21 protein-coding genes and 2 pseudogenes are annotated in these 23949 nt (G+C 47.7%); 13 read left to right on the top strand and 10 right to left on the bottom strand.

The window, feature by feature from the left end:
- Positions 1–208 precede the first annotated feature (208 nt).
- The 4 genes and pseudogenes from H8S52_RS10270 to H8S52_RS10255 all read left to right on the top strand — a co-directional run bounded on the left by H8S52_RS10270 (position 209) and on the right by H8S52_RS10255 (position 3363).
- Positions 209–1210 carry a toprim domain-containing protein gene (locus H8S52_RS10270; protein ID WP_186909742.1) on the top strand — a complete coding sequence of 334 codons (1002 nt, stop codon included), beginning with the start codon at positions 209–211 and terminating at the stop codon, positions 1208–1210.
- Between the two features lie 156 nt (positions 1211–1366).
- Positions 1367–1750 carry a MobC family plasmid mobilization relaxosome protein gene (locus tag H8S52_RS10265; protein WP_128577441.1) on the top strand — a complete coding sequence of 128 codons (384 nt, stop codon included), beginning with the start codon at positions 1367–1369 and terminating at the stop codon, positions 1748–1750.
- Positions 1716–2621 carry a relaxase/mobilization nuclease domain-containing protein gene (locus H8S52_RS10260; RefSeq protein WP_186909741.1) on the top strand — a complete coding sequence of 302 codons (906 nt, stop codon included), beginning with the start codon at positions 1716–1718 and terminating at the stop codon, positions 2619–2621. The genes H8S52_RS10265 and H8S52_RS10260 overlap by 35 nt, the downstream gene beginning before the upstream one ends.
- A 12-nt stretch (positions 2622–2633) precedes the next feature.
- Positions 2634–3363: pseudogene (locus H8S52_RS10255) on the top strand (hypothetical protein).
- 41 nt (positions 3364–3404) lie between these two features.
- Here the strand turns inward: H8S52_RS10255 and H8S52_RS10250 are convergent.
- The 5 genes from H8S52_RS10250 to H8S52_RS10230 all read right to left on the bottom strand — a co-directional run bounded on the left by H8S52_RS10250 (position 3405) and on the right by H8S52_RS10230 (position 5754).
- Positions 3405–3695, bottom strand: coding sequence for a helix-turn-helix domain-containing protein (locus tag H8S52_RS10250; RefSeq protein ID WP_255470043.1), 291 nt, complete (start codon positions 3693–3695; stop codon positions 3405–3407).
- A 172-nt stretch (positions 3696–3867) separates the two neighbouring features.
- Complete coding sequence (locus tag H8S52_RS10245) at positions 3868–4263, bottom strand: RteC domain-containing protein (RefSeq protein WP_186909740.1); 396 nt, start codon at positions 4261–4263, stop codon at positions 3868–3870.
- Complete coding sequence (locus H8S52_RS10240) at positions 4241–4480, bottom strand: hypothetical protein (protein ID WP_100738405.1); 240 nt, start codon at positions 4478–4480, stop codon at positions 4241–4243. The genes H8S52_RS10245 and H8S52_RS10240 overlap by 23 nt, the downstream gene beginning before the upstream one ends.
- 78 nt (positions 4481–4558) lie before the next feature.
- Positions 4559–5236, bottom strand: a complete 678-nt coding sequence (locus tag H8S52_RS10235; RefSeq protein WP_186909739.1) for a type 1 glutamine amidotransferase domain-containing protein — start codon at positions 5234–5236, stop codon at positions 4559–4561.
- An 8-nt stretch (positions 5237–5244) separates the two neighbouring features.
- Positions 5245–5754, bottom strand: a complete 510-nt coding sequence (locus H8S52_RS10230) for a nitroreductase family protein (protein WP_186909738.1) — start codon at positions 5752–5754, stop codon at positions 5245–5247.
- A gap of 101 nt (positions 5755–5855) precedes the next feature.
- On the opposite strand from H8S52_RS10230, the pseudogene H8S52_RS10225 reads away from it, so the two are divergent.
- The 3 genes and pseudogenes from H8S52_RS10225 to H8S52_RS10215 form a co-directional block, all read left to right on the top strand.
- Positions 5856–5981, top strand: a pseudogene (locus H8S52_RS10225) (AraC family transcriptional regulator); the annotation flags it as partial.
- A 331-nt stretch (positions 5982–6312) separates the two neighbouring features.
- Entirely contained in the window at positions 6313–7548 is a 1236-nt protein-coding gene (locus H8S52_RS10220; protein WP_002561011.1) for a site-specific integrase, read from the top strand.
- A gap of 12 nt (positions 7549–7560) precedes the next feature.
- Positions 7561–7923, top strand: coding sequence for a hypothetical protein (locus tag H8S52_RS10215; protein WP_002561010.1), 363 nt, complete (start codon positions 7561–7563; stop codon positions 7921–7923).
- Between the two features lie 102 nt (positions 7924–8025).
- Here the strand turns inward: H8S52_RS10215 and H8S52_RS10210 are convergent, their stop codons facing one another.
- The 5 genes from H8S52_RS10210 to H8S52_RS10190 all read right to left on the bottom strand — a co-directional run bounded on the left by H8S52_RS10210 (position 8026) and on the right by H8S52_RS10190 (position 12148).
- The gene (locus H8S52_RS10210) at positions 8026–10149 is read right to left on the bottom strand and encodes a DEAD/DEAH box helicase (RefSeq protein ID WP_004355287.1); all 2124 of its coding nucleotides are present in this window, start codon (positions 10147–10149) and stop codon (positions 8026–8028) included.
- Positions 10133–11065 carry a DUF1837 domain-containing protein gene (locus H8S52_RS10205; protein ID WP_186909737.1) on the bottom strand — a complete coding sequence of 311 codons (933 nt, stop codon included), beginning with the start codon at positions 11063–11065 and terminating at the stop codon, positions 10133–10135. Before H8S52_RS10205 ends, H8S52_RS10210 begins: the two co-directional genes overlap by 17 nt.
- A 52-nt stretch (positions 11066–11117) precedes the next feature.
- Complete coding sequence (locus H8S52_RS10200; protein ID WP_002561006.1) at positions 11118–11321, bottom strand: helix-turn-helix transcriptional regulator; 204 nt, start codon at positions 11319–11321, stop codon at positions 11118–11120.
- A 190-nt stretch (positions 11322–11511) separates the two neighbouring features.
- Entirely contained in the window at positions 11512–11817 is a 306-nt protein-coding gene (locus H8S52_RS10195) for a helix-turn-helix domain-containing protein (protein ID WP_002561005.1), read from the bottom strand.
- A gap of 31 nt (positions 11818–11848) precedes the next feature.
- Entirely contained in the window at positions 11849–12148 is a 300-nt protein-coding gene (locus tag H8S52_RS10190; protein ID WP_019131010.1) for a helix-turn-helix domain-containing protein, read from the bottom strand.
- A gap of 280 nt (positions 12149–12428) precedes the next feature.
- Between H8S52_RS10190 and H8S52_RS10185 the strand changes: the two genes are divergently transcribed.
- The 6 genes from H8S52_RS10185 (at position 12429) to H8S52_RS10160 (ending at position 23399) form a co-directional block, all read left to right on the top strand.
- The gene (locus tag H8S52_RS10185; RefSeq protein WP_002561004.1) at positions 12429–12785 is read left to right on the top strand and encodes a helix-turn-helix domain-containing protein; all 357 of its coding nucleotides are present in this window, start codon (positions 12429–12431) and stop codon (positions 12783–12785) included.
- A gap of 3 nt (positions 12786–12788) precedes the next feature.
- Positions 12789–13139, top strand: coding sequence for a helix-turn-helix domain-containing protein (locus H8S52_RS10180; RefSeq protein WP_004291454.1), 351 nt, complete (start codon positions 12789–12791; stop codon positions 13137–13139).
- Between the two features lie 20 nt (positions 13140–13159).
- Positions 13160–14728, top strand: a complete 1569-nt coding sequence (locus H8S52_RS10175) for a DUF3945 domain-containing protein (RefSeq protein ID WP_002561002.1) — start codon at positions 13160–13162, stop codon at positions 14726–14728.
- A 61-nt stretch (positions 14729–14789) separates the two neighbouring features.
- A complete protein-coding gene (topB, locus tag H8S52_RS10170) occupies positions 14790–16877 on the top strand; it encodes a type IA DNA topoisomerase (protein ID WP_002561001.1) in 2088 nt (695 codons plus the stop codon).
- Positions 16878–17116: 239 nt separating this feature from the next.
- Positions 17117–17569, top strand: coding sequence for a DUF1896 domain-containing protein (locus tag H8S52_RS10165; RefSeq protein ID WP_002561000.1), 453 nt, complete (start codon positions 17117–17119; stop codon positions 17567–17569).
- The gene (locus tag H8S52_RS10160) at positions 17559–23399 is read left to right on the top strand and encodes an N-6 DNA methylase (RefSeq protein ID WP_002560999.1); all 5841 of its coding nucleotides are present in this window, start codon (positions 17559–17561) and stop codon (positions 23397–23399) included. The genes H8S52_RS10165 and H8S52_RS10160 overlap by 11 nt, the downstream gene beginning before the upstream one ends.
- The last annotated feature ends 550 nt before the right edge of the window (positions 23400–23949 follow it).

The raw sequence follows: 23949 nt of genomic DNA, 5'->3' as shown, positions 1-23949 counted from the left end.
AAACTTTTGGAAAATCCGGGAAAAAGAAAAAACGGCATATAATATATAGAATATATTTATTCCTTTTTTAAAGGATAAATAATTACTATGTTACTACATGTACTACAATCCGTTGAAAAAGAAAAAGATAGATGTAGTAGTGTCCCGTGCTTCTTCTTACTCGCTTCTTGCTTCATTATTACTATCGTTAAATAAAAAAATAAAGATTATGACCTACAAGGAAGCCAACAATATCAGTATCAAGGATTACCTAAACTCTTTGGGAATCCAGCCCGTCACGGAAAAAGGAAGCTACGGGATGTACCGCAGCCCCTTACGGGAGGACAACACACCGAGTTTCAAAGTGGATTATAACGCCAATCTATGGTGTGACTACGGAACTGGCGAGGGAGGGACGCTCATCGACCTTGTGATGAAGCAGAACGGGTGCAACGCCTACGGTGCTATCTGCCGACTGGAGCAGGGCGACACTACCTCTTTTTCCTTTCACGGGAAAGAGCTGCCCGAAAGGGACACGAAAAGGCAGGCAGCCAGCCCGATAGAGATACGCAGAATACAGTCGTTACAGAATCCGGCACTCATGCGCTACTTGCAGGAAAGGGGGATTTCCCCCGGAACGGCAGCCCCATACGTGCAGGAGATGTATTACCGCATCGGTGGCAAGCCTTATTTTGCGCTGGCGTTCAGGAATAATTCAGGAGGTTACGAGCTTCGCAATCCCCGTTTCAAGGGCAGCACATCGAAAGACATCACCCACATAAGGCAAAAGGGAGAACCGAGAGATACCTGTTTCTTGTTCGAGGGCTTTATGGACTATCTTTCATTCCTCACTATCCGGCAGCGGGAAAGCCTGGGTATGCCCTGTACCGACTGGCAGGATTACGTTATCCTGAACTCCACCGCCAACGTAGATAAGGCCTTATATCCGCTGGCTGGTTACGGTCATATACACTGTATGCTTGACAATGACGAGGCAGGCAGGAAAGCGGTTGAAGCCATAAGGCAGGAATACAAATGGCGTGTACGTGACGCATCACACCTGTACAGCGGTCACAATGACCTGAACGACTATCTGCGTGGGATAAAGGCAAGCCAGCCGGAAAAGCGGGGCTTTGAAAGCAGGATGAAGCAGCCCGGCAACATATCCCAGCCGGAGCAGGGCAACAGACAAAATCCGGGTGAAAAAAGAAAGAGAGGGCTAAGGATGTGACCTGCAAGGCTGGCGGCATGAACCGACGGCAGGCTGTGTGATTAGGGAGAGCAAGGTTATGTTTCGGTAGACCGAAACACCTTGCTTTGCTTGACAGCAAAGAAAATTTCTCCCGTTGGTCACAATTTTTAAGATACCACCTAAAAGCAAAAACACATGACAGGGATAAGGAACAAGCCGGGAGGTCGCCCGGCAAAAAGCCGGATAGACAAGCAGAACCGGGTAGTCAGCACGAAACTGACCGAGTTACAGTTCTACGCAATCAGGAAGCGAGCCACCGAAGCCAGGCTGCACGTCAGCGAGTACGTCCGGCAGGCGGTCGTTTCGGCAGAGGTAACGCCCCGGCTGAACAGGCAGGATGCGGACACTATCCGCAAGCTGGCGAGCGAAGCCAACAACATCAACCAACTGGCGCACCGGGCGAATGCCGGAGGGTTCGCACTGGTGGCGGTGGAACTGGTGAAACTCAAAAACAGGATTGTCGAAATCATAAACCAACTGTCGGATGATTGGAAAAATAAAAAAGGGAAGCGGATTTAAAGGCTGTGTAAATTACGTGCTGGGCAAGGAACAGGCTGCCTTGCTTCATTCGGAGGGAGTGTTAGCGGAAAGCAACCGGGACATCATACGCAGTTTCATTCTGCAAGCCGGGATGAACCCCGACCTGAAAAAGCCTGTCGGACATATTGCGCTAAGCTATTCCCCGGTGGACGCACCCAAGCTGACAGACGGGAAAATGATACAGCTTGCACAGGAGTACATGCGTGAAATGAAAATCACCAATACGCAGTATATTATCGTGCGCCACCAAGACCGGGAACACCCGCACGTGCATATCGTGTTCAACCGCATAGACAACAACGGCAAGACTATTTCGGACAGGAACGACATGTACCGCAACGAGCAGGTATGCAAGAAGCTGAAAGCCAAACACGGGCTTTATTTCGCTAAAGGCAAGGAGCATGTAAAGCAGCACCGTTTGAGAGAACCGGACAAATCCAAATACGAGATTTACAATGCCGTAAAGGATGAAATCGGGAAATCAAGGAACTGGCGACAGTTACAAACCCGGCTGGCAGAAAAGGGTATCGGGATTCATTTCAAGTACAGGGAACAGACTGGCGAAGTGCAGGGTATATCCTTTTCCAAAGACGAATATACGTTCAAGGGTTCGGAGATAGACCGCAGTTTCAGTTTCTCCAAGCTGGATAAATGTTTCGGGGATGCGGGGCTGAACACTACCGGAAGCAACCGACAGACGGTTTCCGCACCTGTTCAGGAGCTATCGCAGACACTGGGCAAAGCCGACAGTCCGTTACTGGCAGGCTTGGGCGGTCTGTTCTCCGCCCCGTCCTCTCCGGCTGATGAAACACCCGACAATCCCGGTGAAAGAAAAAGAAACGACACTTAAAATTATAAGGACATGGAAAATAACTTAATTTTGGAGGGGCTTCTCTCCATGGTTACGGAACTGAAAGAACGGCAGGAGAAGCAGGTAACGCCAGCCAGCCAGCCGGGAGGAAACGATTAACCGACTGGACGTTATCGAACAGCGCATTTCGGAAATGCAAGGTAAATCCGGCATTACTGAAAACATGGTGCAGGAGATTCTAAACCAAATCGGCAGTATCGGAAAAGGGCAGTCCGAGAACCAAAAACAAGACCTTGAAGATATAAAGGGGCTTATCGTGACCTCGCACCGATATTTCAAGGAGCGGTTAAAGGTGTTGTTCCCGGCTGATGATACACCGACCGGGGAAACAACGCCCGTTTCATGGCATGACAAACTGATATACCGGGTAACTCCCTACCTGAAACCCAAGTTCTTTCTTCTTTCAGCAGGGATAATCATTTGTCTTGTGTCGCTTGCATTGAATGTGCGGTTTATACAAAGAATGCAGCGGTTACAGGACAATGATATAAAATACCGCTATATCCTGATGAAAGGAAAGGCAGACGGCAACAGCCTTGATTTGCTGGAAACGAAGTTCAGCCGGGAACGGGACAACGCTTTCATCCGAAGCCTAACCGATTCGGTGAAAGGCTTTGAATACCGCAGCAGGAAGCAGGCGGAAGCGTTGGAACGGGCAAGGCTGTTGAACGAGCAAGCCGAGCAGCTAAAGGAGGAAGCCGACAAGCTGGGCAAGCCATAAGCCAAAGCAAAGCCGGAGCAGAACCGCCCCGGCTTTTTAATTCACTCCTTTTTCTTCGTGCAGTGTTCTTTCTCGAACTGGCGCAGCGTGGTAACGCTGAACCGCTCCTTGATGAACTCCCGGACATCGGAAGCCTTGTAATATACTTTTCCGCTGATTGTGAAATACGGCAGCGCACCGATAGCCCGGTAGCGTTGCAGGGTCTTGATACTTACTTTGAACAGCAGGCACAAGTCCTGATTATCCAGCAGGTTGTCATCTTCGGGCAGCACCCTGTCGGCATTGCGCAGTACCCGTACATCCTTGCAAAGTTCTTCCAGTTTGGCGTACAGCTTCTACATCCATACGCTGAAATCGTCATTCTCTATATACATGATTGCTTCATTTTTCTGATTATACATTATGGTCTGTCAATCGATTGATGAAGCAAAGTTCAGAAAACAGGCGCAAAGAAATTATGGGGGAGCTAATGGAATCCCCTATAAATAAATCATAAGTCACTGATTATCTATATTCTTTCTTGTCATGTTCCTTTCTGATAAGGTCTGCCAGTCCATTAAGAAACTCGGTCAGTTTGCCCGGTTTCCGTTTTATCACGTCCTCATGCTTTTGGTAACAGTCGCCTATCTTGATATTGAACAGCCATTCAAAAGCTTTCGCCAAGTCCACCAAGTAGGCGGGCTTACCGTTCTGATACACGATGTCTTTGGAGAGGAACAGACCGCTTACCATTTCCATGATGTTGATAAGGGCTGTTTTGTCAGCGAGATATAGAGGGGAAAGGACTTGTTTGTTGGTACGTTGCTGTAGCTGTTCCGGGTACTTGATACGCCATTCGATAAGGCGAATTTCGGTGTTTAAAAGTCCTATCGTTTCATCAATTAAGTGCAAATAGGGCATTTTTTTCTTGCTCAAACCGCACTCGATACGATTTAAGACGATGCAAGCCAAAGGAGAAATAACGTACTAATACGCTATAATCTTGCTCATTAATACTAAAATCGGCTACATAGGCTGCTAATTCATTAATAGCTTCTATCAACTCGGATGCAGAAACTTTACGTTGAGAATATTCCGATAATAATCGAAAAAACTTCTGTTGTAATAATTTATTCATATTAATTGCTATAACTAAGAATATAGTGAGTATTCCTTATTATCCTAAAATAAAGAAACTCACTATATTGCTTCAATTTTATAGATTTTCTAATTCTTGCAAAATAGCTTTTCCAACCTCTAAGGCAGATTGAGGGTTTTGTCCTGTTATAATTCTATGGTCTACTGTAACATGTGACTTCCACAAACCGGATTTTTCAAAAAGACAACCTCTTTTTTTTAGTTCTGTTTCAAGCATAAATGGTACTATTGAATCTGTATTAAGGAATTTTTCTTCTTCATTCGTGAAACTATTTATTTTTCTACCCTTGATTAATAGCTCTCCATTTGATAATTTTACATTCAATAAAGCTGCTGACGCATGACAGACAGCACTTACAACACCCCCATTTTCATAAATTGTTTGAGCTATTCTTCCTAAATCTTGGTTATTAGGATAATCCCACATAACTCCGTGTCCCCCAGCATAAAAAACTGCAATGTATTCTACAGGATTAACTTCTTGGGGATTTAATGTATGCTCTATTTTAAATCGATAAACCGAGTTTTCCCAAAACGCTTTATTTATTTCATCTGTCAAATCGACTGCTTCTGCTGGAGCTTTACCACCTTTGGGACTTACAAAATCTATCTCATACCTAGCACTTATCAAAACAGACCAAGGGTGGCTTACTTCTGATAAATAATAACCTGTTGGATTATTGGTATTTCCCAATCTATCATGGCTGGTAACAACAAATAATATCTTCTTTTTCATTTCCTAATTTATATATATGAAACAATTTCATTAATTTCCTTTCTCGTAGATAGTTGATGTTCTTTGCTGATTGGATAGCCAATGGGAATTATTGCTATAGGTTGAATATATGCTTCTAAATCAAGATTTTCCTTACAAATCGCAACATCAAAATTGCATACCCAACAAGTTCCTAACCCTTGTTCTGCTGCTGCTAAACAAATATGCTCAGTAGTTATAGCCCCGTCAATATCAGCATGGTTTTTATTATCAAACTGTCGTTTCCATGCAATATCAGTATTTACGCATACAACAATATATACAGAAGCTTCCGTAAACCATTTTGCCGGATAGCACTTAGCTAATTTCTGTTTTTGGGAATCGCTCTGTACTACAATAAATGTCCACGGTTGTTTATTGACTGCCGAAGGAGCCAAACGAGCACAATCCAAAATGTAGTCCAGTTTTTCTTTTTCTACCACTTGCTGTGCATAATGCCTAACAGAATGGCGTTCTTTTACTAATTCTAAGAAGTTCATAATTCATATATAATTTAAAAGATTATTTCAGAGAGCAAAATTATACCGATTTCATTCTTTGTTTTTAGTATATATTTTCCTAAATACAGTATATTTGCAACATGAAAAAGGAAAATCTACATCAGCCGTTTGAAATCAGCGTAAAAGAGCTCGAAGAATCTCCTCTTAAAGAGCATGAACATACATTTTTTGAATTAGTTTATATCCTTTCCGGAACAGGTTTACAATGCAAAGTTACTACAAAAAAGTGAAATGCGGAAAGATATAGTGATAGAATTGAGTTACAAGGGTTTTAGTTAAAGTGGCGATAATTCGTGAAGCCATTACAATCCTTGCCGAAGCCAAATCTTGACGCCGCAACGTTACTTGTTCGTAACCATGTCCGAAAATGCGACAAACGGGTACGAATGGCGAAACAAGACACTATGTTATAGTGAGTTACCCACAACTCACGTAACAAATACGGTTACGGAAAAAAGATTGCGCCGTTCCTCCCCGTTTTGCGTACCGACACCGGACTCTTCACCAACTAATTTTGAAATCCAAAAATTAAGAACGATGAAGAGTACATTTTCAGTAATCTACTACCTCAAGCGTCAGGTAGTGAAAAAGGACGGGACGGTTCCCGTCATGGGACGCATCACGGTGGACGGCAGCCAGACGCAGTTCAGTTGCAAGTTGAGTGTCGATCCGAAGCTGTGGGACACCAAAGGGGGACGTGTCACGGGCAGAAGCGCGGCGGCACTCGAAACGAACCGTATGCTTGACAAGATGCGGGTGCGCATCAACAGACACTATCAGGAAATCATGGAGCGTGACAACTTCGTCACGGCGGAGAAGGTAAAGAACGCCTTTCTCGGACTGGAACACCGCTACCACACGCTGATGCAGGTGTTCCGTCGGCACAACGAGAACTATGAGAAACAGGTGGAAGCAGGCATGAAAGCAAAAGGTACACTGGAAAAGTACCGTGTCGTTTACAAGCACCTGCAAGAGTTCCTCGACATCCGCTACCATGTGAAGGACATCGCCCTAAAAGAGCTTACTCCCGCTTTCATCTCCGACTTCGAGATGTTCCTGCGCACGGACAAGCACTGCTGCACCAATACCGTGTGGCTGTACGTCTGCCCGCTACGGACAATGGTGTTCATAGCCATCAACAACGAGTGGCTGACACGCGACCCGTTCCGCGAGTATGAAATCAAGAAGGAGGAAACGACACGCAGTTTCCTGACCAAAGACGAAATACGCCTGCTGATGGAGGGGAAACTGAAAAACGCCAAACAGGAACTGTACCGCGACCTCTACCTGTTCTGTGCGTTCACCGGATTGTCGTTCGCGGATATGCGCAACCTCACGGAAGAGAATATCCGTACCTATTTCGACGAACACGAGTGGATAAACATCAACCGCAAGAAAACGGGCGTGGTGTCCAACATCCGCCTGCTTGACATCGCCAACCGCATAATCGGCAAATACCGTGGGCTATGCGAGAACGGCAGGATATTCCCCGTTCCGCATTATAACACGTGCCTTGCCGGTATCCGTGCCGTCGCCAAGCGTTGCGGCATCACCAAGCATATCACGTGGCATCAAAGCCGCCACACGGCAGCCACGACAGTTTTCCTTTCCAACGGCGTACCCATCGAAACGGTCAGCTCCATGCTTGGACACAAGAGCATAAAGACGACGCAGATTTACGCGAAGATAACCAAAGAAAAACTCAATCAGGATATGGAAAACCTTGCCGCAAGGTTAAACAACGTCGAGGAATTTGCAGGTTGCACCATCTAAAAAAGAGGAGCCATGAAACGTGACATAATCATCATAGAGGACAAGGCGGTCAGCGTAACCGGTAACGATGTGTGGATGACCGCCACCGAAATAGCCGGACTGTTCCATACGACCGTCCCGGCAGTGAACGCCGTCATCAAAGCCGTCCGCAAGTCTGACGTGCTGAACGACTACAAGGTGTGCCGCTACATGCAGCTTGAAAACGGGCTGTACGCGGACGTGTACGCGCCTGAAATCATTATTCTGATTGCTTTTCGGCTGAACACCTACAACACCTACCTGTTCCGCATGTGGCTGGTAGGAAAGGTTCTCTCACAAGAGAAGCGGCAAACATACGTGATGTTTATACAGAACGGAAAAACTGCGTACTGTTGAAGATATCAAATGAAAATTATACGAAAGAATTTCTATATGGATCCTTATCTAAATAGCCATATCATATCTCAAAAAATATAGAGGTAATAATATGGCTATTATTTAATTCTTTTGATTTGTCGTTATGCAACGAATTCCGTTCATAAAATGTTTTAATATATATTTGTCAAATGAATGGAGATTAGGTATTTTTTGTTCAAGGTATTCAATTCCTATCGTGTTAAATTCCTGTATAACGATTGTAATCTCTTTAGAATCGTCTTCAAGATTTATAAGACCTGCATTTTGTATCTTTTTACTAATCATCCTCGGTAATCCGTATTCTTCAAGTTGAAATACAATTTTAGGTAAAAAGGCATTTGATGCTTTATATACAAAATTGGCGATATTTGAGGAATTAGGATAAAGTTCTTGACGTATAATATTAATTACCGCAATAATAGATGAGAGATTAAAGGATACATATCTTTCAAATGTAAATATATCCTCATATGTAATACCATAATCTTTTACTGTGTTATATAGCTCTTTTATAGTCATTTTCCATCCATTACTACATGCACATGCATAATACCGTAAATGTCCTTTTCGATGATATTCCAAAATTTCTATGATATCTCCTAAAGCATCCCTCCATTCCCATGTATTATTGTTTTGTAAAGCATCGCAATTTGTTGGCCAATTGGAATCAGTTTTCAATTTTTCCGCAATTATCTTTAACATTGATGGTTTACAACTTCTGATTTGTGGTATTCTTTCAATTCTATGCCAAATATCCGTTCCAAGAAGTTCTATCATTTCATCTTGATATCGTTGAATTTTTACATATTGTTCATTATTCAATTTTATACCGGGGTCATTTCCATCAAGTTTTTTTACTACATCATCAGGAAACTCTAATCTCAATTTAGTATTTTCTTGACTTGGTGGCTCTTCAAGCATATAGACACGACCTACAAAATAACGAAACATTCTGCCTGCGCGTCCAATGATGTTGCGAAAGGTAAAATAATCAATCTTATGAGCCCCGTTCTTATTTGACCATAAAACGACACTCTCTGCTTGAGTATTTACTCCTTCAATTATAGACGAGGTCGATACCAAATAATCTAACCCATTCTGTTCTTCAAATAGTTTTATTTGAATTTGACTAAGAGAACGATGTAGCTGACCATTATGAATACCAATACCATGTTTGACTAAATCTTTAAGAATATACTTTTCTCCATAATTGCATTCCAGCCAATCAGAAAAATTAGCAAGCAGTTCAGAGTCTTTATTATATAAATTTCTGTTAAGAATTGTTGTTACTTCTTCAATTCCCTTATATGTGCCGGTATATATCAAAGCTTTACCTATACCTGTATTTATTAATTCAATAAGTTTACGTGTCTTAAAACTCTGTTTATCTTCATTCTTTGGTCTGCTTTTATATAACCGCCATGCATGCGTTACAACGGTCTTAAAATCCATACGCAGAAATGTCATCCCTTCAGTGAATACATTTTCTTCTATTTCATGGATATTTGGGGCAAGATAATATCTTTGTTTAGCTTTCTTTCCGAGTTCTACCATTGAACTGAGTAAAGTGGAGCTTCTTTCAAGATCAAAATTTGTACTTGCCTTATAAAACTCATCAACGATTAGAATATCAATTGAAGGAAGTTTATCTATATAGGCAAAAGCTCTTTCTTGCGGAAATACCAATATGTTTTTCTCCGCAAGTTCTACATCTGTTGTTGTAATTATTTTATATTGATGAGAGAATTTTCGGCAAATTCGTCTTCTTGTTTCATCTGCAAGAGCAACCGTAGGTACTAATATTACAACATTAATTGGTTGTTTAATCGCAATAAATGCATCAATAACAAAACTTTTACCAAAACTTGTAGGAGCACTCACCGCAACGCTTTTCCCTTCTAATAACTTCTTTAATACCTGTGATTGAGCAGTATGTAAGACACAAGGTTTTCTTTCTCCAATATTAACTTTAAAAACTTCACATACAAACCGATCTTCCCAAGATGCAGTATATGTATCAATATACGGTAAAAGCCCCACTTCACGAATAAGATGGTTGACTAATTCCATATATGAATTATTGTTAGTACCATTAATCTCATGAAGTAATGTAATTACTTTGGATCTTGCATTACTTATATCACCAGCATTTAGAACATTACTTATATCTAAACATGTATTATATATATCATTCGTCTGCATCATTTTTGAGATTTTTTGCTTGTGAAATAAACCAGTTTACTATTTTTGTTTTATCAGGAACAGGAAAAAGAATCAAATGAAAGTTTATTTCCGAATACTTATGAACAGAACTAAGCTTGTTGATCTGCTTCTTAAAAAACGAATGAGCACGATCTCTATGAAAAGAAATAATACTATTTTTATACTCATCACTCATTTCAGTAGTACTTGCTGTTATCTGGCATTCATGTAATAAAAGAATAGGTATATGTAGTATTTCGTCAATGGAAGTATTCTCATCGAAACATTCTTTTATCTTTTTAAGTAATGTTTGGTTTTCAATTTGTTTATCAAGTTCATTGAGATTGGTCATTATTCCGCATTCCTTTTTCATAATAGGTTTGCGCAACATTTGTTCAACAGAATTTATTGGTTCGTATAATCGCGCATCCTCAAGAGAATTATAAAATTTAGCTTCTCCTAACCAAAGTTGAAAGCCTCCATTTGGGTCAATTACAATGTGTACAGAATCAGAGCCCTTTGCATTATCATTATCATTCTGTTTATAAAAAATTTTAGGTATTGCAGATAAGGCTTTATAATGGTTCTTCATTATGCCATATAGAATAATTTCCGCTATTTCACTTCCCTTTCCATTCTGCTCTTTGTCAACAAGTCGTAAATGTTTGGCAGCCTCAATAAGCCTACCGTAATCATTATCTATTAATTTCTCTCGTTCTTGTGCAGACAAAGCTGTTTCTGCAATATTACTGAAAACAAATTCTTTGAATTGACGATATCTCCAACTGCCATCTTCAAAGCCATTAGCAACTGATAATAACCTGTCATTATGATCTGGATTTATTTCTTGCTTTTTTGTATTAAAATTAACAAAACAATCATCAACTAATATATCAAAATTCCAAATTTTATTGCTCATACACTTTATTTACATGCTTAAAAATGGTGAAACATCTATATTCCTTTAGATACTATTTTTTTGTATGACAAATAAGTTCATGAACATCAACATCAAGCAAATTTGCAATACGAACAAATGTGTACAAATCAGGTTGAGAATGATTATTACACCATTTAGATACTGTTGCAGGATCTTTCTGTAATTGTTTTGCCAACCATTTGCTCATAACTCCTTTTTCTGATAGTACATTTTTAATGTTGTTTAAAATTGCCATTACAATTAATTTTTAGATTGCGTTAAATGCAAAGTTACAACTTTTTATTAACTATATGAATTTCTAACGATAGAAATTGGTTGGATCAATCAAAAAACTGGTTTTAAGGTCATTAAAACACCCAAGTATATAAAAAGTAAACGGGCAGCACCACAAAATGTCGCCCGTTTCCTTTTTCATGTTGGCCGCCTCACTCCAGCGGCTTGCGGTAGTTCGCTTCCAGCACCTCGCGCAGCCCCGTTTCCGGGTAAAGCACCTTCCCTCCCAAAAGTATGAAGGACAACACGCGGTTGTTGCGGTATTCCTGCAAGGTGCGTCGGCTGACACGGAGCAGTTCCGCCACCTCACCGTCAGTCAGGTAACGTTCCCCGTCCAGCGGAGGGCGGTAACTTTCCAGAAATACAGACAGCCATTTCGAGCCTTTGCGCATATCCTGCATCACAGAGGCTATCGGCTCGTCTTCCATCGTAAAAACATCGTTGGTCTCGTTCATCATAACTTCGGATTCAGTGGGTGAATAAATCAAATCATCTGCCGTGCGAATAGAGCGTGCCGATAAGCGGTATCAACCTCTTAACCTCCTCCGGCTTGTAATAGAACCTGCGGTTTATCTGCGAGTAGCCGATAAGCCGCCTGTCGCGCAGCGTCTGCAACGTGCGCGGGCTTATTCTCAACTGCCCGCAGACCTCCTCGCCCGTGAGCCATCTTTCCATGCGCCCCGTGTCGCTTTTGCGCCTTAGGGCGGCGACCTTCTCCGAGAGTGCGCCGAATGCCGCCACCATCATCTCGAAAGTCTTTTTCTCGATAGATACTATTTCCATATTCATGCAATTATCGGTTTGCCCGCAAAGGTAACGATGCAGCCCTTAACACGTACCGTTTTCCGCTGAAAGGCTGCCTGTTGCACCGTTTGACCGGGTTACGGAGCCATCTTCCGTAAAAATCTTACGTGAGTCACGTAGTGAGTTGTTAAAGCCCCTTTTGTTTATTGCCGAATTTTGTCGCAGAAACATAGAGCAAGCCGAGTGTAGAGCGTCAAACTTGCTTGAACGGTATGCCGAGGCGCAGCCTATGTTCATGAAAATAAACAAAAATAAAGGACTGAATATGAAAGTGATAACGATGGAAAGTTCTGCCTTCCGGTCATTGACGGAACAGATAGCGGAGATTGCGGCACACGTCCGTGCCGCCTCCGGCGACAAGAAAGCGGCATCGCCCGACAGGTTGCTCACCACACGCGAGGCGGCGCACCTGCTTAACGTGAGTACCCGCACCCTCCAGCGTATGCGCAGCGAGCAACGCATCGGTTATGTCGTGCTTCGCGGTAAATGCCGCTACCGGCAGTCGGAAATAGACCGCCTGCTTGAAGCGTGTGCCGTCAACGAGGACGCGGCGACACCGCAGGAATTGAAACGCAACCACACGCTGCGCACTGGCGGCAAACCAAAAGGAAGGAGGACATAGGTCATGGAACTGCTCACACGAAACAACTTCGAGGGCTGGATGCAGAAGCTGATGGAACGGCTCGACCGTCAGGACGAACTGCTGCTGGCGATGAAGGCTGAGGGGAAACAGCCTACTATCACGGAAAGCATCCGCCTTTTCGACAATCAGGATTTGTGCATGCTGCTCCAGATAAGCAAGCGCACACTGCAACGCTACCGCAGTGTCGGCGCATTGCCCTACAAGACACTGGGCAAGAAAACCTATTACAGCGAGGAGGATGTGCTGACATTCCTTTCCAACCATATCAAGGACTTCAAAAAAGAAGATATAGCCTTCTACAAGGCTCGTATCCATAATTTCTTTCATAAATAACCCATTAAAACATTTTTCAAATGGCAAAGAAAAAAGACGAAAAGGACGTGCTGGTAGTCCGTGACGAGAAGACGGGCGAGATCAGCGTGGTAGCCGGGCTGAATGCAGACGACACACCCAAGCGTACCCCTGCGAAAGCTGAGAACGCGCAGAGTTTCCTGCAATTCGACCGACACGGCGACGTGCTGGACAACTTCTTCAAGAACTTCTTCCGGCAGTGCAAGGAACCCAGCCGCTTCGGTTTCTACCGCATCGCGGCAGACCAAGTGGATTCCATGCTTGGCGTGATGAAAGACCTGCTTCAGCATCCGTACCAGAACAAACAAATCCTTGCACCGCACAAAATCGACACCTTCCCTTATCAACAGCAGGTGCAGGAAGAGATGGCGGCACAAAAGACAGAGAAACAAGAACCTCAAAAACAGGAAAACATGGAACAACAGAAAGAACAGCAGGAAAGCCCGCAACAGACGCAGGGCAGACAGGGCTACCAACCCATCAACGAGAGCAAAATCAACTGGCAGGAGCTGGAGGACAGATGGGGCGTGAAGCGTGACGACCTTGAAAAGTCCGGAGACCTTACGAAGATGCTCCACTACGGCAAGTCCGACTTGGTAAAGGTCAAGCCCACCTTCGGCGGCGAATCATTCGAGCTGGACGCCCGCCTCTCCTTCAAGAAGGACGGCGAGGGAAATGTCAGCCTCGTGCCGCACTTCATCCGCAAGGAGCAGAAGTTAGATGAGTACAAGGAACACAAATTCTCCGACGATGACCGGAAGAACCTGCGCGAAACGGGCAACCTCGGCAGGGTCGTGGACATTGTGGACAGGGAAACGGGCGAAATCATCCCCTCCTACATCAGCATCGACCGCAAGACGAATGAAATCACGGACATTCCGGCAAACAAGGTGCGCATCCCGGAGCGCATCGGCAAGACGGAAATCACCAAACAGGAGCAGGACATGCTCCGCGCCGGACTGCCCGTGCGCGACAAGCTCATCGAGCGCAACGACGGCAGGAAGTTCGTCACCACCCTTCAAGTGAACGTGGAGCAGCGCGGCGTGGAGTTCGTGCCGGGAACCGGAAGGTCGCCCCGTACCGCACAGACGCAGGAAGCCAAAGGTGACACCTCGAAAAGTCAGGCGCAAGGCGGGGAAAATGCCGCACAGACCAAGAAGGAGCAACGCCGCAACACGTGGATGAACGAGGACGGCAGCATCCGCCCCATCAGCAAATGGAGCGGCGTGAACTTCACCGACAAGCAGAAAGCCGACTACGTGGCGGGTAAAGCCGTGAAACTGGAGAACGTGACCGACAAGCAGGGCTTCCATGCCACGATGTATATCAAGTTCAACCCGGAGAAGGGCCGCCCGTACCGCTACGAAACGAACCCCGACAACGCCCAGCAGGTCGCCCCGTCCAACGAGAGCCGCACACAGGTGGCGGTGAACAACGAGGGCAAAACCAACGAGGCGACAAAGAACCTGAAAGAGCCTTTGCAGAAAGGTCAGACCGCCCCAAAGGACGACCGCCAGCAACAGCAGCAGGAGAAGCCGAAAAAGAAGAACAACAAAGGCATGAAAATGTAATCCCGTGTCCGCCACTGAATCCAAAATAAAATCCAAAGTATCAACAAAAAAGCAAGAAAACATGAAGACAATCATTGCAGAAAAGCCCTCCGTGGCACGTGAAATCGCCCGCATCGTGGGCGCGACAAAGAGAGAGGAAGGATATTTCGAAGGAGGCGGCTATGCCGTGACATGGGCATTCGGACACCTCGTTCAGCTTGCCATGCCCGACGGCTACGGCGTGCGCGGATTTGTCCGTGACAACCTCCCGATTATTCCCGACACATTCACGCTCGTCCCCCGTCAGGTCAGGACGGAGAAAGGTTACAAGCCCGACAGCGGCGTGGTGTCGCAGATAAAAGTCATCAAAAGACTGTTCGACACAAGCGAACAAATCATCGTGGCGACCGATGCCGGACGCGAGGGAGAGCTTATCTTCCGCTACCTCTACCACTATACGGGTTGCACCACTCCTTTCGTGCGTCTGTGGATCAGCTCGCTCACCGACAAGGCTATCCGTGAGGGACTGCGCAACCTCGAAGACGGCAGCAGGTACGACAACCTATACCTCGCCGCCAAAGCGCGGAGCGAATCCGACTGGCTCGTGGGCATCAACGGCACTCAGGCGTTATCCATAGCCGCCGGACATGGCACGTATTCGGTGGGGCGTGTGCAGACACCCACGCTGGCGATGGTGTGTGAACGCTATTGGGAGAACCGCCGTTTTACGTCCGAAGCATTCTGGCAGCTCCATATCGCAACAGACGGTTGCGACGGCGAGGTCGTGAAACTCTCATCCTCCGAGAAATGGAAGTCGAAAGAACCGGCAACGGAGCTATATAATAAGGTAAAGGCGGCAGGCAGCGCAACGGTAACGAAAGCAGAGCGTAAGGAGAAGACGGAAGAAACTCCCTTGCTGTACGACCTGACCACGCTCCAAAAAGAAGCCAACGCCAAGCACGGCTTCACGGCGGAACAGACGCTTGAAATCGCGCAGAAGCTCTACGAGAAGAAGTTGATAACCTATCCGAGAACGGGAAGCCGCTACATCCCCGAAGACGTGTTCGCTGAAATCCCCAAGCTACTCGCCTTTATCGGCACGCAGCCCGAATGGAAAGACAAGGTGCGGGCAAAAGCCATCCCGACACGCCGTAGCGTGGATGACGGCAAGGTAACAGACCACCATGCCCTGCTCGTCACGGGAGAGAAACCGCTCTTCCTCTCCAAAGAGGACAGCACCATTTATCAGATGATTGCCGGACGAATGATAGAGGCATTCTCCGAAAAATGCGTCAAGGACGTGACTGCTGTCACGGCAGAATGTGCCGGAGTGGAGTTCACCGTGAAAGGCAGTGTCGTGAAGCAAGCCGGATGGCGTGCCGTCTATGGCGAGGAAAAGGAGGAAACTACCATCCCCGGCTGGCAGGATGGCGACACGCTCACGCTGAAAGCCACCTCCATCACCGAAGGAAAGACCAAACCCAAGCCGCTGCATACCGAAGCCACCCTGCTCTCGGCAATGGAAACAGCGGGCAAGGAAATTGAGGACGACGCGCTGCGGCAGGCGATGAAGGACTGCGGCATCGGCACTCCCGCCACACGAGCGTCCATCATCGAAACGCTTTTCAAGCGCGGTTACATGGAACGCTGCAAGAAGTCGCTTGTTCCCACCGAAAAGGGACTCGCCCTCAATTCCGTGGTGAAGACGATGCGCATCGCCGATGTAGCCATGACGGGCGAATGGGAAAAGGAACTGGCACGTATCGAGCGCGGGGAACTGCCCGCCGACACTTTCCGCAAGGAGATAGAGGCGTACACACGGGAAATCACCTCCGAACTGCTCTCGTGCGACAAGCTCTTCGGCAGCCGTGATTCCGGCTGCGCGTGTCCCAAGTGCGGCACGGGCAGGATGCGGTTCTACGGCAAGGTGGTACGTTGCGACAACACGGAGTGCGGACTGCCCGTGTTCCGGCAGAAAGCGGGACGCACCCTGTCCGACGACGAAATCAAAGACCTGCTCACCGACGGGCACACCAAGCCGCTCAAAGGCTTCAAGAGCAAGCAGGGCAAGAACTTCGATGCCATAGTCGCCTTTGACGGGGAATATAACACGACGTTCGTGTTCCCGGAAAAGAAATGCAAGTCTTCCTATCCGAAAAAAAGGAAATAATCACTAACTTTTGATAAGTTAGGCTGCATCTCAACAATAGAAACAAACAAGTTTTTTTCGTATTGTCTTCGATTTGCACTAACTTTGCCACTTGTTCAGAGTAATGAATTGTTCTTCGATACCGGATTACACTCATACTTTGGATTTAGTGGTGGCACTCGGAGGGATACCGAGTGCCTTTTTCTTCCTTTTTCCAATCAATTATCCCGTTAAATATCAATCCACTAAACTCCAAAGTAATGAACAACAAGAAGAAAAACGAGGGTCAGACCGACTTTTCCTATTACGGTCTGTACCTGCTGGACTACCTCCGCACGAACAAGTTTGAACAGGCGACTGACACCGCTTTCATACGGGAACGGGCCGACCGTGCCGCCGAAACGTATGAAAAGGCGCGGCTCGAAGGCTATCCCGCCGATGGCGCGCAAGAGCAGGCGATGGACACGCTGCTGCGCGGGCTGCGCTATTCCCGGTACGCCATTCTCCGTGAAGTCGTGGAGAGCGAGTTTTTCGACGAAGTGCCGGAAGAGAAACAAGAAGCCTTTATTCTGAAACTCATGCCGCTTGTCGGCAACGTGTTCTCCGTCTATGACCTTTCGGACGACAACTTCGCCCTGTCTTCCGATTACGACCTGCTCTACACGGAGCTGACGGGGGCAACCGTCCTTTACATCGGGGAATATGGCGTTTAACCGCAAACAGAAACTGCGGGACAACATCGAGGCGATACGGACGGCATTCATCCTTGACAGGGAAAACAGGACAGCGACAACCGAAGAGCGTGCCATACTTCAAAGGTACTGCGGTTTCGGCGGTCTGAAATGTATCCTCAACCCTGCAAAGGAACTGACGGATGCCGTCCGGTGGGCGAAATCCGACCTCGAACTGTTCGCCCCGACAGTGGAGTTGCACAGGCTTATCCGTGAGAACAGCAAGGACGAAACAGAGTACAAGCGGTTTGTGGATTCGCTGAAAGCGTCCGTGCTGACCGCTTTCTACACCCCCAAAGAGATAACCGACACCATCGCGGACGTGCTGGCAGATTACAGCGTCCGCCCCGCCCGTATGCTCGAACCGTCGGCGGGGGTTGGCGTGTTCGTGGATTCCATGCTGCGGCACAACCCCAATGCGGATGTGATGGCTTTCGAGAAGGATCTGCTCACGGGTACAATCCTGAGGCATCTCTATCCCGGCAAGAAAACGCGCACCTGCGGTTTTGAGAAAATCGAAAGACCGTTCAACAATTATTTCGACTTGGCGGTGTCCAACATTCCGTTCGGAGACATAGCCGTGTTCGACCCTGAGTTTCAGCGGAGCGACTCATTCGGCAGACGCTCCGCCCAGAAAGCCATCCACAACTATTTCTTTCTCAAAGGACTGGATGCCGTGCGTGACGGCGGTATCGTGGCGTTCATCACCTCGCAAGGGGTATTGAACAGCACCAAGACCTCCGTGCGTAACGAGCTGTTCAGTAAGGCTGATCTGGTATCCGCGATACGCCTGCCCAACAACCTGTTCACGGACAACGCGGGGACAGAAGTGGGCAGTGACCTGATTGTCCTGCAAAAGAACCTCAGCAAGAAGGAAATGTCGCAGGACGAGCGGCTGATGACCGTAATACAGACGGACACGAAAACCGACCTGACCGACAACGCCTATTTCATCCACCACCCGGAACGCATCGTGCATACGACGGCGAAACTTGACACCGACCCATACGGGAAGCCCGCTATGGTCTATCTGCACGAGGGCAAGGCAGCAGGCATCGCCGGGGATTTGCACCGTATGCTCGACGAGGATTTCCATTACAGGCTCGCCATGCGTCTGTATTCGGGTTCAATCCGGCAGTCGGGAACGGAAGAAAAAGTTACCGTTCAAAAGGAGGTGGAGCGTACTGCCATAAAGATGGAAACAACATCTTCGATGCAGGCGGTGGAAACTCCGACGGAGAAACCGCAACCCACAGAGGAAAAGCCGGAGATAGAGCCACGTCCGAAATATTCTGACGGTGTGCAGCTATCCTTGCTCGATCTCTGGGGGATGACGGAAGAAGTCAGCCAACAACCGAAAACCGCCAAAAAGAAAAAGGAGGCGAAAAAGGAAAGCTCGGCAAGGCGCGTTCTACCCAAGCCACAGGTGCATGTCACACAAAATGTTACGGCTGTGCCGACGGCTACCACCCCTAAGACTGTAACAGAGAACAAGGAGGCTAAAACGGAGAACACCGCCAAGCCTGCCGACCCGGACGACATCTATGCCACGTTGGACTGGGATACCAATCCTCCCATCAACGGCTTCTACGAGATGATGATGGATTTGACGCCGGAACGCAGGAAGGAACTTCGGGAACTGGCAAGGCAGCATAACGAGAAACAAGCGGCGGCGGAAAAGATGGAAGTGAAAGCCGTGCCGGACACTCCCCGTGAGCAACCACGGCAGGAGGAAACACAGCCGGAAGCAGTCACCGCACCTGCCGTTACAGATACCCCACCGGAAGCGGTGGCGACCTCCCTTTTCCCCGACATCGAAGCGGAGAAGCCGAAGGAAGAAGTCGTGGACCTTTCGCCGCGTGCCTACCACCGCACGCCGGAGATGCACCTGCGCGAAGGGTCGCTGGTGGCTGACAGGGGGCGTCATAACATCGGCTACCTGAAGGACATCACGCCATACGGGGCGACATTCCAGCCGCTCGACCTGAAAGGCTACCAGAAGGAGAAGGCGTTACAGTATGTTTTACTCCGTGACGCCTACGAGCGGCTGTACCGCTATGAATCGAACCTGCATGAAGCAAATGTCCCGTGGCGAGAGCATCTAAACACCTGTTACGATGAGTTTGTCATGCGCTACGGCAACCTCAACGCCAAGCAGAACGTGAAGTTAGTGATGATGGACGCGGGCGGGCGTGACATCCTTTCGCTGGAACGGGCGGAGAACGGGAAGTTTGTCAAGGCGGACATCTTCGAGCGTCCCGTTTCCTTCTCCGTGGAGAGCCATGCCAACGTCGGCTCACCCGAAGAAGCACTGTCCGCGTCGCTCAACAAGTTCGGCACTGTCGATCTCGACTATATGCGGGAGATAACCGACAGTACGGCGGAGGATTTGCTCACAGCCCTGCAAGGGCGCATCTATTACAATCCGCTCGTAACCGGTTACGAGATTAAGGACCGCTTTATTGCCGGAAACGTGATAGAGAAAGCGGAACGCATAGAGGCTTGGATGGGCGAAAACCCCGAAAGTGAACGTATGCCGGAGGTGAAGCAGGCGTTGGAGGCTCTGAAAGATGCCGAACCGCCGCGCATCGCTTTTGAAGACCTTGATTTCAATTTCGGGGAACGCTGGATTCCGACGGGTGTCTATGCCGCCTACATGAGCCGGCTGTTCGACACGGAGGTGAAAATCGCCTACTCTGCAAGCATGGACGAGTTTTCGGTGGCGTGCGGCTACCGCACCATGAAAATCACGGACGAGTTTCTGGTGAAGGGGTATTACCGTAACTATGACGGCATGCACCTTCTGAAACACGCCCTGCACAACACCTGTCCCGACATGATGAAGTCCATCGGCAGGGACGAGCATGGCAACGACATCAAGGTGCGCGACAGCGAGGGAATACAGCTCGCCAACGCCAAGATTGACGAGATACGAAACGGCTTCTCCGAATGGCTCGAAGAGCAGTCGCCACAGTTCAAGGAGCGGCTGACGACGATGTATAACCGCAAGTTCAACTGTTTCGTGCGCCCGAAGTATGACGGCTCGCATCAGACTTTTCCCGACCTCAATCTGAAAGGGCTGGCAAGCCGGGGCATCAGGAGCGTCTATCCCTCGCAGATGGATTGCGTCTGGATGCTGAAACAGAACGGCGGCGGAATTTGTGACCACGAGGTTGGAACCGGCAAGACGCTGATAATGTGCATCGCCGCGCATGAAATGAAGCGTCTGAACTTGGCGCACAAGCCGATGATTATCGGGCTGAAAGCCAATGTTGCGGAGATTGCCGCCACCTATCAAGCGGCATATCCCAACGCGAGGATTCTGTACGCTTCGGAGAAAGACTTTTCGACCGCCAACCGCGTGCGTTTCTTCAACAACATCAAGAACAACGACTACGATTGTGTCATTATGTCGCACGACCAGTTCGGCAAGATACCGCAGTCGCCGGAGTTGCAGCAGCGCATCCTGCAAGCGGAGCTTGACACGGTGGAGGAAAACCTCGAAGTGCTGCGCCAGCAGGGAAAGAACGTATCGCGGGCGATGCTGAAAGGTCTGGAGAAGCGCAAGCATAACCTTGAAGCGAAATTGGAGAAGGTGGAACACGCCATAAAGTCACGCACGGACGACGTGGTGGACTTCAAGCAGATGGGCATCGACCACATTTTCATTGATGAATCGCACCAGTTCAAGAATCTGACTTTCAACACGCGCCACGACCGTGTGGCGGGATTGGGGAACAGCGAGGGAAGCCAGAAGGCACTGAACATGCTCTTTGCTATCCGCACCATACAGGAGCGCACGGGCAAGGACTTGGGGGCGACCTTCCTCTCCGGCACGACTATCAGCAACTCGCTGACTGAGCTGTACCTGCTGTTCAAGTACCTGCGCCCGAAGGAGCTGGAACGGCAGGACATTCGATGTTTTGATGCGTGGTCGGCGATATTTGCCAAGAAGACAACGGATTTTGAGTTCAACGTGACGAACAACGTGGTGCAGAAGGAGCGTTTCCGCTACTTCATCAAAGTGCCGGAGCTTGCCGCCTTCTATAATGAAATCACGGACTACCGCACGGCGGAGGATGTGGGCGTGGACCGTCCCAACAAAAACGAGATACTGCACCACATACCGCCCACGCCGGAGCAGGAGGACTTCATACAGAAGCTGATGCAATTCGCCAAGACGGGCGACGCCACCCTGTTGGGCAGACTGCCGCTTTCGGAAACGGAGGAAAAGGCGAAGATGCTTATCGCCACGGACTATGCCCGGAAGATGGCACTCGACATGCGCATGATAGACCCGCATTACGAAGACCACCCCGACAACAAGGCGAGCCACTGTGCCAAAATAATCGCGGAGTATTATCAAAAATACGACGCGCAGAAAGGCACGCAGTTCGTTTTCTCTGACTTGGGGACTTACCAGCCGGGCGATGGGTGGAACGTCTATTCGGAAATCAAGCGCAAACTGACGGAGGACTACGGCATACCGCCAAGCGAGGTGCGCTTCATTCAGGAGTGCAAGACCGACAAGGCTCGGAAGGCGGTGATAGATGCCATGAACGCCGGGACGGTGCGTGTGCTGTTCGGCTCCACCTCCATGCTCGGAACGGGTGTGAACGCACAGAAACGGTGTGTGGCAATTCATCATCTTGATACGCCGTGGCGACCGTCCGACCTGCAACAGCGTGACGGACGGGGAGTTAGAGCAGGCAACGAGATAGCCAAGCATTTCGCCGGGAACAACGTGGACGTAATAATCTACGCGGTGGAAAAATCACTGGACAGTTACAAGTTCAACCTCCTGCACTGCAAGCAGACTTTCATCAGCCAGCTTAAAAGCGGTGCTATGGAAGCGCGTACCATCGACGAGGGGGCAATGGACGAGAAATCGGGCATGAACTTCTCGGAATATATGGCGTTGCTATCCGGCAACACCGACCTGCTGGACAAGGCGAAACTGGAAAAACGTATCGCCTCGCTCGAAGGGGAACGCAAGTCGTTCAACAAGGGCAAGCGTGATTCGGAGTTCAAGCTGGAATCGAAGACCCGCGAGCTGGGCAACAACACAGCTTTCATAGATGCCATGACGGAGGACTGGAACCGCTTCCTCTCTGTGGTGCAGACCGACAAGGAGGGCAATCACCTTAATATAATAAAGGTGGACGGAGTGGATTCCGCCGATGAGAAAGTCATCGGAAAGCGTTTGCAGGAGATAGCCAAGAATGCCACGACCGGAGGGTTGTACACGCAGGTTGGAGAGTTTTACGGTTTCCCGATAAAGGTGGTCAGCGAAAGGATACTCAAAGAGGGATTGGAGTTTACCGACAACCGCTTCGTGGTCGAGGGGAACTACAAGTACACCTACAACAACGGGCATCTGGCGCTGGCTGACCCGTTGGCCGCCGCCCGCAACTTCCTCAACGCGATTGAGAGAATCCCCTCCATCATCGACCAGTATAAAGCGAAGAATGAGGTCTTGGAACGTGAGATACCGCAGTTGCAGGAGATAGCAGGCAAGGTGTGGAAGAAGGAGGAAGAACTGAAACAGTTGAAGTCCGAACTTGCCGCCCTTGACCGCAAGATACAGCTGGAACTTGCGCCGCCTACACCCGAAATCACCGAAAAGGAGCATGAAGGGCAACAGGTCAAACCGGAAGCGAAAGGTGTGCGAAACGGTATCAGGCAATATCCCGAAGATACATCACCGCAAATACGCAATCCATCGGAAAGTATTATCGCCAATCACACCATAACTGGGCATCCGGGGCTGTATGCCAAGGAGGAAACCCGGTCCAAAGGATTGAAAATATAACCTTAGGAATTTTATCTGAAGTATTAATAAGGGCTATCCCAAAAGGTCTAAAAGTAAATTTTATCCTTTCTGCAAGTATCTGTAGGATGGCAACTGCATTTTTTTTCTTTTTGGGCAGCCCTTATTAAAATTTATTCTTATTTTAGGTTATATACATTCATGTCCATTTATGTAAAAAATCCTGCTGACCTTGTTTATGTCTTGTCAGTCACCATTTGCAAAACCATATTTGACCCTCAAAGAGGCTGAATTTGATAAGCAACTTGCTACATACTCATAATAAGGAGCTAAATAGAACACGAATGGGAAATACTCAAATGCCAAACTAAAGAAGATATTGGCCAAAATAAACGTTATACCGAGAGAGAAACTTGATTTTTTTCAACTTCCTAAAACGTTGTTGTTCAAACATTTCTACTTATTTGTACTTACCAGTTGAACCTACGCTTCCCTAATAAAATGTCTATGGTAAAAAGTTAAAAAATCCTCCCACTTTTGTTAGATATATTTTTTTGTGTAATTTTGTAATCGTTATGCGGCAGTAATAATA

Source organism: Bacteroides sp. NSJ-48, from assembly GCF_014287405.1.
Taxonomy (GTDB): Bacteria; Bacteroidota; Bacteroidia; order Bacteroidales; family Bacteroidaceae; genus Bacteroides; species Bacteroides stercoris.
This window is presented reverse-complemented; position numbering and strand designations above follow the sequence as displayed.

Coding starts and splice junctions, on each gene's coding strand:
- H8S52_RS10270 (WP_186909742.1), top strand. CDS start 209: ATGACCTACAAGGAAGCCAACAATATCAGTATCAAGGATTACCTAAAC.
- H8S52_RS10265 (WP_128577441.1), top strand. CDS start 1,367: ATGACAGGGATAAGGAACAAGCCGGGAGGTCGCCCGGCAAAAAGCCGG.
- H8S52_RS10260 (WP_186909741.1), top strand. CDS start 1,716: ATGATTGGAAAAATAAAAAAGGGAAGCGGATTTAAAGGCTGTGTAAAT.
- H8S52_RS10245 (WP_186909740.1), bottom strand. CDS start 4,263: ATGCCCTATTTGCACTTAATTGATGAAACGATAGGACTTTTAAACACC.
- H8S52_RS10240 (WP_100738405.1), bottom strand. CDS start 4,480: ATGAATAAATTATTACAACAGAAGTTTTTTCGATTATTATCGGAATAT.
- H8S52_RS10235 (WP_186909739.1), bottom strand. CDS start 5,236: ATGAAAAAGAAGATATTATTTGTTGTTACCAGCCATGATAGATTGGGA.
- H8S52_RS10230 (WP_186909738.1), bottom strand. CDS start 5,754: ATGAACTTCTTAGAATTAGTAAAAGAACGCCATTCTGTTAGGCATTAT.
- H8S52_RS10220 (WP_002561011.1), top strand. CDS start 6,313: ATGAAGAGTACATTTTCAGTAATCTACTACCTCAAGCGTCAGGTAGTG.
- H8S52_RS10215 (WP_002561010.1), top strand. CDS start 7,561: ATGAAACGTGACATAATCATCATAGAGGACAAGGCGGTCAGCGTAACC.
- H8S52_RS10210 (WP_004355287.1), bottom strand. CDS start 10,149: ATGATGCAGACGAATGATATATATAATACATGTTTAGATATAAGTAAT.
- H8S52_RS10205 (WP_186909737.1), bottom strand. CDS start 11,065: ATGAGCAATAAAATTTGGAATTTTGATATATTAGTTGATGATTGTTTT.
- H8S52_RS10200 (WP_002561006.1), bottom strand. CDS start 11,321: ATGGCAATTTTAAACAACATTAAAAATGTACTATCAGAAAAAGGAGTT.
- H8S52_RS10195 (WP_002561005.1), bottom strand. CDS start 11,817: ATGATGAACGAGACCAACGATGTTTTTACGATGGAAGACGAGCCGATA.
- H8S52_RS10190 (WP_019131010.1), bottom strand. CDS start 12,148: ATGAATATGGAAATAGTATCTATCGAGAAAAAGACTTTCGAGATGATG.
- H8S52_RS10185 (WP_002561004.1), top strand. CDS start 12,429: ATGAAAGTGATAACGATGGAAAGTTCTGCCTTCCGGTCATTGACGGAA.
- H8S52_RS10180 (WP_004291454.1), top strand. CDS start 12,789: ATGGAACTGCTCACACGAAACAACTTCGAGGGCTGGATGCAGAAGCTG.
- H8S52_RS10175 (WP_002561002.1), top strand. CDS start 13,160: ATGGCAAAGAAAAAAGACGAAAAGGACGTGCTGGTAGTCCGTGACGAG.
- topB (WP_002561001.1), top strand. CDS start 14,790: ATGAAGACAATCATTGCAGAAAAGCCCTCCGTGGCACGTGAAATCGCC.
- H8S52_RS10165 (WP_002561000.1), top strand. CDS start 17,117: ATGAACAACAAGAAGAAAAACGAGGGTCAGACCGACTTTTCCTATTAC.
- H8S52_RS10160 (WP_002560999.1), top strand. CDS start 17,559: ATGGCGTTTAACCGCAAACAGAAACTGCGGGACAACATCGAGGCGATA.